The sequence below is a fragment of the Loktanella atrilutea genome (assembly GCF_900128995.1).
GTDB classification, from domain to species: Bacteria; Pseudomonadota; Alphaproteobacteria; order Rhodobacterales; family Rhodobacteraceae; genus Loktanella; species Loktanella atrilutea.
Map to the genome: position 1 here is coordinate 473,746 of NZ_FQUE01000001.1, position 11,607 is coordinate 485,352.

Consider the following 11,607-nt stretch of genomic DNA (forward strand, 5'->3'; position numbering starts at 1 on the left):
GGCGACAAGAATAAATGAGGGTGAATTTTCATGGCGTCCGACAAAGCCAATCTGCAAGACGCGTTCCTCAACCATGTGCGCAAGACCAAGGTCCCCGTCACCATCTTCCTCGTGAACGGCGTGAAACTGCAGGGCGTCATCACGTGGTTCGACAGCTTCTGCGTGCTTCTGCGTCGCGACGGCCAGTCGCAGCTGGTCTACAAGTCGGCGATCTCGACGATCATGCCGTCCCAGCCCATCAGCCTGTACGAAGGCGAGGAATAACTTGTTCGAACGCGACCGGCCCGTCACCCGGGCCTTTGTCCTGCACCCCGACCTGAAGTCCGACCGTGACCGCAGGGACGCCGATCCCGCCTTGGAAGAAGCCGTCTCGCTCGCCGCCGCCCTGCCGGACCTCACGGTCGTGGGCGCCGAAATCGTGCGCCTGCCGAAACTGCATCCCGGCATGCTGTTCGGCAAGGGCAAGATCGCGGAACTGAAGGACCGGCTAAAGGCCGAAGAGGCAGAGCTGGTGCTGGTCGACGGCCACGTGACGCCCGTCCAGCAGCGCAATCTGGAAAAGGAATGGGGCGTCAAGCTCCTCGACCGGACCGGCCTCATCCTCGAGATCTTCTCGGACCGCGCCCGCACCGCCGAAGGCGTGCTTCAGGTGGAAATGGCGGCGCTGTCCTACCAGCGCACGCGCCTCGTCCGGGCATGGACCCACCTCGAACGCCAGCGCGGTGGCCTGGGCTTCGTCGGCGGCCCCGGCGAGACCCAGATCGAGGCGGACCGTCGCGCCATCGACCTGCAGCTGCAAAGCCTCAAGGCGCAGCTGGCGAAGGTCGTCAAGACCCGCGCCCTGCACCGCGCCGCCCGCGCAAAGGTGCCCTATCCCATTGTCGCGCTGGTGGGCTACACCAACGCCGGCAAGTCGACCCTCTTCAACCGCCTGACCGGGGCAGAGGTCTTTGCCAAGGACATGCTCTTCGCCACCCTCGACCCCACGATGCGTCAGATCGAACTGCCGCACGGCGAGAAGATCATCATGTCCGACACCGTGGGCTTCATCTCTGACCTGCCGACGGAACTGGTCGCCGCCTTCCGCGCCACGCTGGAAGAGGTGCTGGACGCAGACCTGATCGTCCACGTCCGCGACATCAGCCACCCGCAAAGTCAGGAACAGGCCGACGACGTCATGGCGATCCTCGGCACCCTCGGCGTGTCCGACACCGCCCCCATGCTCGAGGTCTGGAACAAGATCGACCGCCTCTCGCCAGAGGCGCACGACGGCATGATGACCCAGTCGGCCCGGACAGAGGACATCTTCGCCACCTCCGCGATCACGGGCGAGGGGCTCGATGCCCTGCTGGAGGCGATCACCGAAAAGACCAAGGACCCCCGCACCGCAGAGGTGCTGACCCTCGGCTTCGCCGACGGCCGCGCCCGCGCGTGGCTGTTCGACGCGGGCGTCGTCACCGACGACCGCCAGACCGACGACGGCTACCGGATGGAGGTCTTCTGGACCGCCCTGCAAAAGGAACGGTTCAGCCGGCTGCCGGACTGAATGCGGGCTCCGCCCTGCGCTGGTGGCAGGCGACATGCTCTGCCATCCACGTCACCAGCATCGCGCGGCCCCTTTCCTTGGCACAATACATCGCCTCGTCCGCGCGGCGCATGACCTGTTCCAGCGATTCGCCCCCGCGCGTTTCGGCGGCCCCGGCGGACAGGGTCAGGTGCAGCGACTCGCAGGCATCGTCTGATCTGACCGGGATCGCGGCGCAAAGCATGCGGCCCAGCGCCTCGATCTCCTTGGGGTCGCGCCGGAGGTATATGCCGAATTCCTCTCCTCCGATCCGGGCGATCACGTCCTGCGGTGTCGTGATCTCGCGCAGGCGGTCGGCGACCGAACGCAGGCACAGATCGCCTACCGCATGGCCAAAGCTGTCGTTCACCCGCTTGAAATGGTCCGCATCCACGATCAGCACGTAACCCGGCACATCCTCTGCCAGCCGGGCCTGCGTTTCGGCGATGAAGGCGCGGCGGTTCAGCAGCCCGGTCAGCACGTCGGTGCTGGCCATCGCCACAAGCTGCTTGTGCAGAAGATAGGACCGCCGCACCGCATAAAGCGTCAGCCAGACGAAGGGCGCGCCGGAAAAGAACGTCACGAGGAACCGCATCCCCGGCGCCATGTGCTGCTGCCCGGTCAGCAGGTATTCCGCCGTGAGCGACACGAGGTGGATGACCACCATGAACATGCAGAACTTGACGACCGAATCGGGCCCGCTCTTCGGCGCCGTCGCACGAATCAATCGCGTCGTCAGCAATGTGGCTTTGCTCTTCATGAAAAATCCGGGTTTATGCGGTCGGTCAAATGGCGGAATACAATTGAGAAAATGATAGGCATGTCAGGCCACCCTGTCCATCGCCCTGCGCGACCAGACGACCAGCCGGGCGCGTCCGGCCGCCTTTGCCGCATAAAGCGCCTGGTCCGCCCGCGAAAGCGCCGCCTCGATCATCTCGTAGGGCTGGGTTTCCGCGGCACCCACGGACAGCGTCAGCCGCAGGGGATCGCGTTCTTCGCGCAGGTTGATCATGATCGCCCCGCACAGGCGGCCGCCGATCTGGTGGATCTCTTCCATCGTGCAATAGGGCATGTAGGCGCCGAACTCCTCTCCGCCGATCCGGCCGACCAGATCCTCCGCCCGGCGGACATCGTTCAGACGCTTGGCGATGGCCTGCAGGCAGCGGTCGCCGACCGCGTGGCCCCATGTGTCGTTGATCCGCTTGAAATGGTCCGCGTCGATGATTAGCACGAATCCCGCCGCGCCGTCCGCCTGCGCCCGTCCCGCCTGCGCCACGAAGGCGCGCCGGTTCGGCAACCCGGTCAGCATGTCGGTCAGCGCCAGATCCGCCAGTTGATCCTGCACCCGGCCCATGTAGCTGACGAGTGTGAAGCCGATGCCGATGAAGGGCAGCTGAACCAGCACGGCGGTGAACAGGGACGCCAGCAATTCCCGCCAGTCGTGTTTCAGCAGCAGGACCCCGGCCACCGTATAGAGAATCGCGAAAACGATCAGCATGATCAGCGGCTTGACGATATAGTCCCGCCGCCGTTCCAGCGCGAAGGTCCGCAGCATCCATTCCATGATCGTGTGTTTCATCATGGGCGCGACAATGCTGCCGCACGTCTTTGCGAATCCTGAACGGCCGGGCCGGATTTACGGCGACTTTGAACCGCTTTGCGGCTCCAGCCGCATCGTCCCCAGCGCCGCCGCCCGCGCCAGATCGGGGTCGAGGGACATCGGGATGTATTCCCCCCGCCGCCACAACTCTCCGAGGTTGTCGTAGTAGCGCGACAGGAAGTGCCCCGACTGGCCCGTCGCCGTGACGAAGACCGAGGAGTCCGGGTCGGCGAAGTCATAGACCCCGCGATAGCCGGCCGCATGGACGTTCAGGAACGGGTTTGCGCCGGTGCCGCTGGTCTGCCCGCGCATCAGCGTGTTGTCACCGCCGCTGGTCGACTGGCGGATGTTCACGAACCACTGCAGGATCGGCACCTTGCCCAGCGTCGGATGGTCGTTCGCCGCCTGATGCGCATCGCCCCAGCGCAGCGTTTCCAGGTTCGTGCCCCAGGTCTCTCCGATCCATGTCAGCGCATCGTCAAGCGACTGGCGCGCGATGTCGGTGCAGGTCTCGACCGGGGCGGACTGGATCACGTCGCACCAGACGGACGCGCCGTCCACGTCGCGAAAGACCCGCTCGATGAACACCGGGTCGATATGGGTGAACTCGGTCGCCAGCGGCCCCAGCTCGTCACGGATCAGCCGGTCCTGCAGGCTGCGCATCCACGCGGCATAGATCAGCGGTTCCGGCAGATGCTCGTTCATCTCGCCGTTCCAGTTCGCCAGCAGCGTCAGCGCGATCTGGCGGCGCCGTTCCGGCGTGCCGTCCTCTGCCGCGTCGCCGGTGAACCACAGGTCCGCCCCCACCAGCGGCAACAGCGACCGCGCGGTAAAGCTCACCGTATCCAGCTGCGCCTCGATGAAGCTGTCGCGGGTATGCACCTCGCGGCTTTGCATCAGGCGCCGCCAGCGCTGCACCCGCTGGGTGTCGCCCCAGTTGTAACTGACATGGTTCGGAAACGGCCGGTCCACGGTCTTGTTGTTGGTGTTGCCGACGATGCCGCCCTCGGGCGCCACGAATTCCGGATTGTCCGCATAGGGCATGACGCCCTGCCAGCGATTCTCGGGCAGGTAGCCGTAAGAGGGCAGGCGCCCCTTGCTCTGGTGGTTCGGGTCGCGGCGGGGGATTGCGCCGATCGTCTTCATCGCGACGTCCGTGCGGTCCGCCAGCGTCAGGTTCTGCGCCGGCGCGACATAGGGCTCTGCCGCGGCGATCGCCTCCTCGATGGTGCGTGACTTCATCATCGCCATCGCCGCCGACAGGCTGGGGTCGTCGCCGGTCAGCGCGGTCCACGACAGGCTGGTCACATGCCCCGGCGGCGTCACGGTCCCAAGGTCGAAGACATCGCCCGGCAGTACCGGCCCGTTGTCGGTCCACTTCAGCTTCAGCGTGATCGCGGGGGCGTCCTTGATCGTCACGATGCTGTCGCGGGCCCGGAAATCGGCCCAGCCGTCCGGCGTGCGGTACTGGTTCGGATTGTCGGGGTTGATCTGCTCGATATGCACGTCCTGATCGTCGACATAGGCCGTGGTGATGCCCCAGCCCAGATCGGCGCTGCGCCCCGACAGGACCAGCGGCAGACCCGGTATCGTGCCGCCGATCACGTCGCCCGCGGCCAGTTGCAGCCGCGCCAGATACCACACGGTCGGCGCCGTCAGCTGCAGGTGCGGGTCGCTGGCCAGCAGGGTCGATCCCGTCGCCGACCGGCTGATCCCCGCGGCCCAGGCGTTCGACGCGCCGGCCAGATTGTGCCCCATCAGCGGCGACAGCGGATCGTCGGGCCAGCGCGTATTGGCCGCGTATTTCGGCACGTCGCCCACCAGCGCGCTGTAGTCGGGCAGGGCGGCGATCCCGTCCGTGGGATCGTCTGGCAGGATGTCCACCAGCCGCTCCGCCGGCACCACGAGGGACGTGCGCGCCCGCAGCACCTCGTCGTTCGCCTGACCCGACAGCTGCAGCGCCAGCAGCTTGAGGATCGCGATGCTGTCCGCCGGCTGCCACGGGGCGATCGGCGCGTTGAAGATCCACATCTCCGGCGCGCCGCGCCCGCGCGACCCGGTGTTGATCTCGCCCAGCCAGGCGTTCACCCCGGCCGCATAGGCGGTCAGCGCCGCCGTCGTCGGTGCGTCCTGCGCCTTGACCGAGGTCACGGCCAGCCCATACAGATCCAGCCGCCGCATCAGGTTGTCGATCTTCACGGTGCGCTGGCCGAACAGCTCGGACAGGCGGCCCTGCACCGTGCGGCGCAGCATGGTCATCTGCCACAGCCGGTCCTGCGCATGGGCATAGCCAAGGGCAAAGAACACGTCCTCGTCGCTCTGCCCGAAGATATGCGGCACGTCGGCATTGTCGCGCACGATCTCGACCGGGGCGGTGATGCCGCTGACCGTGTAGGTGCCGTCATAGTCGGGCAGGGACCGCGACGCGAAGTACCAGACCAGCACGACGGCGGCGACCACCAGCACGACGGCCCCCGTCGCCAGCCACATCAGCCACTTGAAAATCCGCGCCATCAAAGAACCCCCGTCGTCGGCGGGTTCTTCCTAGCGCGCGCCGCCCGCCACCGCCACCGGGGTTTTCCGCCCGATCAGCCGAAGTTGACCCACAGCGCGCCAAGGCCCACCACGACCTCTGCGGCAAGGAACTTCCATTTCAGGCTGCTGGTCCCGTCCAGCGCCAGCGACGTGGCCCGCCCCACGGCGGCCCCGGTCCATGCGCAGCCGACCATGCCGTAGGCGACCGGCGTGCCGATCAGGATCGCCCCCAGCCCCAGCCCCACGAACAGCGCACCCGACGCCGCGCGGATCTCGCTCGGCCCCATGTTGCCCTCGCCCTTCTTCAGGTCGAGCATGTCCATCGTATAGGCGGGCGCCAGCCAGCCCACGGCACCAAGGCCAATGCTGGCCAGCGCAAAGAGGTAATTCAGAATATCCATCGGTGCGACCTTTCTCTGTGTCAGCGCATGGACCTAGCGGGTCTTGCGCCGACGGCGAGGGGGCGGGTCAGTCCTGCGGGCGCAGCGTGATGTCGCAGGGCAGGGCGCGCATGATGATCCGCTCGGCGTTGGGAATGTCGTTGCCTTCGGCCCGGCGCATGGCGGCGGTGCGCGACAGGTTCAGCGACAGCCAGCGCTGGATCAGCCTCGCGCGCAGTTCCGGCAGACCGACCTCCACCCGCACCGACAGGTCCCACAGGTCCGCAAGATTGGCCCACGGCATCTCGTCGAACATCAGGTAGTTGCCTTCGACGATGATGACGGGACAGTTCGCGGGCACCACGACGGCGCCGGCGACGGACAGGTCGCGCGCACGGTCAAAGACCGGGGCCACGACCTCCACCGCCTCGGTCATGCGCCGGACAAGGTGCAGGAACCCGTCCGCGTCGAAGGTTTCCGGCGCGCCCTTGCGCCCCCGCAACCCGCGGGCATCCAGCACCGCGTTGTCCAGATGAAAGCCGTCCATCGGCACGATCATCGCGGGACAGCGCTGCAGGTTCAGCCGCCGCGCCAGTTCGGACGCCAGCGTCGACTTGCCGCTGCCCGGTGCCCCGGCGATCCCCACGAGGATGCGCTCCTGCGTTTCGCGCATCTCGTGAATACGCTCCGCCAGCAGGTTGACCTGTTCGGTGATGTTCTGCACGTCTGCCCTCGCCGTCCGCGTTTGCCGCGGTATCTCTGCCGTCACGCTAGCCAGCGGCGGGCGGTCAGGCGAGGGGAAATGCCGCCTCTGCGTGCATTTTGCGCAAAGGCGCTGACGTCGATGACACACCCCGGCAGTGCAAGGCACGGACCGGGGACCGACACGCGATCCCCGGAAGGGCGGCTCAGCGCGGCGGCATCTGCGCGATTTCGGACAGGACGCGCGCCTTCAGACGTTCCGGGTCATTGACCAGCGACTCGTCCTTGCAGATCACCGTGGCAAGCGCCTCGGCGTTGGCGAAGTCATAGCCATAGGCCACCAGATCCGTGACGAAGCTGCCCTGCGGCCGATCCCAGATCGTTTCCGCCCAGGGACCGCGGAAGCAGTCGGCGTTGATGACATGGGTCTGGCGCTCGCCGCCGGCGGCAAAGGCGGCGGGTGCGGCGGCGGCACAGACCGCGGCAAGACTCAGGGCGCGGATCAAGGTGGTGGTCATGGTGGTCCCTCTCGTTAAGAACTGACGTGGTCGATAGTGAAGGGCACGGGCCACGACACGGTGATCCGGCACGACGTCCAGGGCCGGGCCAGCGGGCCGGTTTTAACATCCGCCGGCCTTCCGGCGCGGTCGAATCGTTGCCGCCGCGTCCAGCCGGGATCACGTTCGCGTGATCGGCGCCTGATTGCCGGTCGCCCTATCGATCGCCTGCAATTCCGGGTTGCGAGCGCTTGCAGGACACATCCGGACGGGGTGCCGGCAAAAGAGGCGTCCCGCCTCGGCAGGGGTCATTCCCTCCTCTGATTCTGCGCCATTTGCGTAACACCGCCGACAACGATGTCGCACCGGCTGGGCAGGGGGGCGGCCATGCCCTAGCTTTCGGGCATGACAGACACCTTGCCGTCCGGCGCGGGCCACGGCTCCGCCACCGCAAAAAGTCCGTCGCCGGGCGCCATCCGGCGGCTCTGGACGCTGCTGATGGCCGTCTGGACTACCGCGACGGAACGGCACGTCTCGCTCATCGCCGCCGGCGTCGCCTTCTTCGGCATGTTCGCGCTGTTTCCGGCCCTCGCCGCGATCATCGCCATCTTCGGCCTGCTGGCCGATCCCACCGTCGTCGTGCAGCAGCTGGAGCTGATGAAGGAAATCATCCCGCAGGAGACCTACCTGCTCTTCGTGGGCCAGATGGGCCGCCTGCTCGCCGCCCAGACCGGCACGCTGGGCTTCGCCTCCGGCGTGTCGCTGATGCTGGCGCTCTGGGCGGCGCGGGCAGGGGTCGCGGGCCTGATGGAGGGTCTGAACGCCATCGCCAACCGCCCCGCGCGCAACGGCTTCAAGCAGATCATCGTGGCCCTGACGCTGACGGTCACGCTGGTCGCCCTCGCGATTCTTGCCATGGCAGCGGTCATCGTGGCCCCGATCGTCATGCGCATCATCCACATCGACCCGAACACCGCATGGATCCTCGAGGTGATCCGCTGGCTGGTGGCACTCTTCGTGCTCTACGCCGCGCTGTCGCTGCTTTACCGCTTCGGCCCCAACCAGCGCGGCTCGCGGCTGCGCTGGATGACCATCGGGGCGGCCACCGCGGTGGTGCTCTGGATCGTGGCCTCCGCCGGCCTGTCCTATTATCTCGGAAATTTTGGGAACTATAACGAGGTTTACGGAAGCATCGGTGCGGTGATCGGCATGCTGCTCTGGCTCTACATCACCGCCTACCTTATTTTGCTGGGCGCCGCGCTGAACCTGCAGGTTCACGGCAACGTCGACGGCCAGCACGACGCGCCGAAGCCTGCGGCAAATGTGTCACCATGAAGGCCGCGATACGATGACCGCCGCCACATTGCGTCTGGATCATCACCGACCCCCGCGCTAACCTGACCGCAATCAAAATGATGCGTCCCATGATGGGCGCGCAATGAGGCGGAGTAGTTTTATGTCGGCGATTGAATTCGTCGTCCGCAATGATGCGGGCGGCTTGCAGCGTGGTGAAGTGTCCGGCAAGGGCGCGAACGCGAACATCATCGTGGGTCAGAGCCAGGACGTGTCCCTGAACCTCGAGCGCAGCCACGTTCTGTCCTACGCCCGTCAGGGTCAGGCGCTTCAGGTGATGCTGGTCGATGGCGAGATCATCACCATCCAGGGCTTCTTCACGCCCGAAGGGCAGGCGCAGAACCACCTGTTCCTGTCCTCTGGCGGTCAGCTGGCCGAAGTGCAGCTGGTGCCCGGCGACGGCAACCTGATGCTGGCGCAGTATGTCGACAGCGACAGCTTCGGCAAATGGTCCCCCAACGACGAACTGTACTTCACCCAGATCGCGGATCTGCCCGTCGATGACGGCGGTCCGCAGGCCACGATGATGGCGGCCCCCCTGATGGGCGGTCTTGGCGGTATTGGCGGCTGGGGTGCGGCCGGTGCGGCCGCCGTCGGCGGCGCGCTGCTTCTGGGCGGCGGCAATAGCAGCGACGGCGGTGCCGGCGGCAACGAGGGCGACGGCGACGGCGGCACGCCGACCGATCCCACGGACCCGACCGATCCGACCGACCCCACGGACCCGACCGATCCCACGGACCCCACCGATCCGACTGATCCCACGGATCCCACGGACCCAACCAACCCGACCGATCCCACGGACCCCACCGATCCGACCGATCCCACCGATCCCACGGACCCGACCGACCCGGTCGAGCCTCCCGCACCGCAGCCGCCGGTCGTCGAGATCACCACGGGCACCCGCACTGACGGCACCGTCGTGAACGAGGAGGACTATTCCGACGGCGTCGACATCGGCGGCACCGGCACGCCGGGCGCCACCGGCACCGTCACCGTCGGCACCGTCGTCGTGGACATCACCATCGACGAAACCGGCCACTGGCACACCACCATCCCCGCCGGCCAGCTGCCCGAAGGCGAATACGACCTGCCCGTCAAGGTCGTCGTGACCAACGAGGGCGGCTCCGCCACCGACACCGACACGCTGGACGTCGACACCCTGGCCATGGTCACCTTCGACGCCTCCAAGGTGGAAACCGACGGCACCGTGAACTTCGTCGAGGAATCGGACGGTGTCGTGCTGAACGGCACCACGCAGCCCGGCTCTACCGTCGTCGTGGAATTCGGCGGCGCCTCCTACACCGCCGTCGTCACCGGCGGCACATGGACGCTCGACGTGCCCGCCGGGGTGCTGCCGCAGGGCGACCTCGGCACCGCGATCGACATCACCGTCACCGCGACCGACACCCACGGCAACACCGCCACCGTCACCGACACGCTGGAAATCGACACGATCACCGGCGTCACCATCGACCGCATCCCCGCGGGCGGCGACAACACCGTGAACGCGACCGAACGGACCGCAGGCGTCACCGTCACCGGCACCGCCGAGGCGCATGCCACGGTCGTCGTCAGCATGGGGGCCGCGTCGCACACGGTCACGGCCAACGCGCAGGGCATCTGGACGACCACCTACGTCCAGAGCGAAATCCCCCGTAGCGAGGGCATGGTCCAGACCGTGACCGCCGTCTCGACCGACCTTGCGGGCAACACCGCCACGGCCTCCGGCACGGTGAAGATCGACACCGAGATCGCCGTGACCATCGACACCTCCGACGTCGACGGACCCGACGGCATCGTGAACGCCGAGGAAACCAAGGACGGCGTGATCCTGCACGGCACCGCCGACGCGGGCTCCACCGTGGTCGTGACCTTCAACGGCGCCACCCACACGACCAAGGCGGATGCGAACGGCAACTGGACCTCGCCCTACGGCCGCGACGAACTGCCCGCCGGCAATATCGAGCAGAACGTCCGCGTCGACGTCGTCGCCACGGATGCGGCGGGCAACACCGCCACGACCACCGGCACGGTCCGCATGGACACCTGGGTCAACCAGCTGAATACCACCAGCAAGGTCGGCGGGGACGGCGTCCTCGACCATCAGGAAGCCGCGCAGGGCATCACCCTGAACGGCCGCGTGGAACGCGGATCGTCCGTCTTGGTCGACTTCGACGGCGTTCAAGAGAAGGCGACGGTCAACGCCGACGGCACATGGACGGTGCACTTCGACGCCGCCGACATCCGTGACGGCGAATACAATGCGGTCATCGGCATCCACGCCACCGACGCCGCCGGCAACACCCGCTCGATCGAGGAAACCTTCGTCGTCGACACGGTCCTGCCGGAAGCACCCGGGATGGAGGGCATCGGCCTTTACGAGAACGGCGTGCGCGACATCGCCATCGACGACAACCCGGCCGAGATCGACGTCTACTCCTACACCTCCGGCGGGGCGGGGGTCGTCCAGATCGCCGACGACGGCGACCGTTACTTCAACGGCCGCACCGGAGAGCTGGAATTCGGCTTCGATCGTCCGGTGGTCGACGGCAAGCAACTGATCGTCAACGCGACCGACGATCACGGCAACACCAGCGCGACGCTTCTGGTGCTGGACGAACAGTCGACCAACACCGTGGACATCACCGCACCGGGCCTCGAAGGCTTCAACATCGGCGCCATCGACCTGACCTTCGCGGACAAGTCCAACCTGTCGCTGACCAAGGCAACCATCGACGCGCTGTCCGACAACGACAACGTGCTGGTGATCCACGGTGCCACCGACGACATCGTCAGCTTCCACGGGATCGAAAGCAGTGCCATGCTGACCGGAACGGAAACGATCAACGGTCAGGCCTACGATGTCTACAGCGTCGGCGAAGACACGGTGATCAAGATCGATCACGACATCCAGTTCTCGCAATCCATCGTCTGACACTGCGATCCAAGGGGGTGGGCAACGACCCGCCCCCTTTG

The 11,607-nt window shown here is 66.7% G+C and carries 10 protein-coding genes; 4 read left to right on the top strand and 6 right to left on the bottom strand.

The features are described from left to right. Window positions 1-30: 30 nt before the first annotated feature. Together hfq and hflX are read left to right on the top strand one after the other, a co-directional pair. Complete coding sequence (gene hfq, locus BUA54_RS02235) at window positions 31-264, top strand: RNA chaperone Hfq (RefSeq protein ID WP_072855560.1); 234 nt, start codon at window positions 31-33, stop codon at window positions 262-264. 1 nt (window position 265) lies between these two features. Further along, a complete protein-coding gene (gene hflX, locus BUA54_RS02240; RefSeq protein WP_072855561.1) occupies window positions 266-1,546 on the top strand; it encodes a GTPase HflX in 1,281 nt (426 codons plus the stop codon). Here hflX and BUA54_RS02245 read toward each other — a convergent pair. The 6 genes from BUA54_RS02245 to BUA54_RS02270 form a co-directional block, all read right to left on the bottom strand. Beyond that, entirely contained in the window at window positions 1,527-2,324 is a 798-nt protein-coding gene (locus tag BUA54_RS02245) for a GGDEF domain-containing protein (protein WP_072855562.1), read from the bottom strand. The two genes, hflX and BUA54_RS02245, sit on opposite strands and share 20 nt — an antisense overlap. 63 nt (window positions 2,325-2,387) lie before the next feature. Next, the gene (locus BUA54_RS02250; RefSeq protein WP_084114008.1) at window positions 2,388-3,146 is read right to left on the bottom strand and encodes a GGDEF domain-containing protein; all 759 of its coding nucleotides are present in this window, start codon (window positions 3,144-3,146) and stop codon (window positions 2,388-2,390) included. Between the two features lie 54 nt (window positions 3,147-3,200). After that, entirely contained in the window at window positions 3,201-5,678 is a 2,478-nt protein-coding gene (locus BUA54_RS02255) for a penicillin acylase family protein (RefSeq protein ID WP_072855563.1), read from the bottom strand. A gap of 74 nt (window positions 5,679-5,752) precedes the next feature. Beyond that, window positions 5,753-6,100, bottom strand: coding sequence for a DUF4345 family protein (locus tag BUA54_RS02260; RefSeq protein ID WP_072855564.1), 348 nt, complete (start codon window positions 6,098-6,100; stop codon window positions 5,753-5,755). Between the two features lie 67 nt (window positions 6,101-6,167). After that, entirely contained in the window at window positions 6,168-6,803 is a 636-nt protein-coding gene (locus tag BUA54_RS02265; protein ID WP_072855565.1) for a nucleoside/nucleotide kinase family protein, read from the bottom strand. Between the two features lie 184 nt (window positions 6,804-6,987). Beyond that, window positions 6,988-7,299, bottom strand: a complete 312-nt coding sequence (locus tag BUA54_RS02270; protein ID WP_072855566.1) for a hypothetical protein — start codon at window positions 7,297-7,299, stop codon at window positions 6,988-6,990. A gap of 384 nt (window positions 7,300-7,683) precedes the next feature. Between BUA54_RS02270 and BUA54_RS02275 the strand changes: the two genes are divergently transcribed. Together BUA54_RS02275 and BUA54_RS20770 are read left to right on the top strand one after the other, a co-directional pair. Further along, window positions 7,684-8,613: a YihY/virulence factor BrkB family protein gene (locus tag BUA54_RS02275; RefSeq protein ID WP_084114010.1), complete on the top strand. Its 930-nt coding sequence runs from the start codon at window positions 7,684-7,686 to the stop codon at window positions 8,611-8,613. A 121-nt stretch (window positions 8,614-8,734) separates the two neighbouring features. Further along, complete coding sequence (locus BUA54_RS20770; protein ID WP_072855567.1) at window positions 8,735-11,566, top strand: BapA prefix-like domain-containing protein; 2,832 nt, start codon at window positions 8,735-8,737, stop codon at window positions 11,564-11,566. Window positions 11,567-11,607: the final 41 nt, after the last annotated feature.

What these genes read in the sequence shown, in the direction of transcription:
- BUA54_RS02270 (WP_072855566.1), bottom strand. Translation starts at nt 7,299, where the DNA reads ATGACCACCACCTTGATCCGCGCCCTGAGTCTTGCCGCGGTCTGTGCC.
- BUA54_RS02260 (WP_072855564.1), bottom strand. Translation starts at nt 6,100, where the DNA reads ATGGATATTCTGAATTACCTCTTTGCGCTGGCCAGCATTGGCCTTGGT.
- BUA54_RS02245 (WP_072855562.1), bottom strand. Translation starts at nt 2,324, where the DNA reads ATGAAGAGCAAAGCCACATTGCTGACGACGCGATTGATTCGTGCGACG.
- BUA54_RS02250 (WP_084114008.1), bottom strand. Translation starts at nt 3,146, where the DNA reads ATGATGAAACACACGATCATGGAATGGATGCTGCGGACCTTCGCGCTG.
- BUA54_RS02255 (WP_072855563.1), bottom strand. Translation starts at nt 5,678, where the DNA reads ATGGCGCGGATTTTCAAGTGGCTGATGTGGCTGGCGACGGGGGCCGTC.
- BUA54_RS02275 (WP_084114010.1), top strand. Translation starts at nt 7,684, where the DNA reads ATGACAGACACCTTGCCGTCCGGCGCGGGCCACGGCTCCGCCACCGCA.
- BUA54_RS20770 (WP_072855567.1), top strand. Translation starts at nt 8,735, where the DNA reads ATGTCGGCGATTGAATTCGTCGTCCGCAATGATGCGGGCGGCTTGCAG.
- hfq (WP_072855560.1), top strand. Translation starts at nt 31, where the DNA reads ATGGCGTCCGACAAAGCCAATCTGCAAGACGCGTTCCTCAACCATGTG.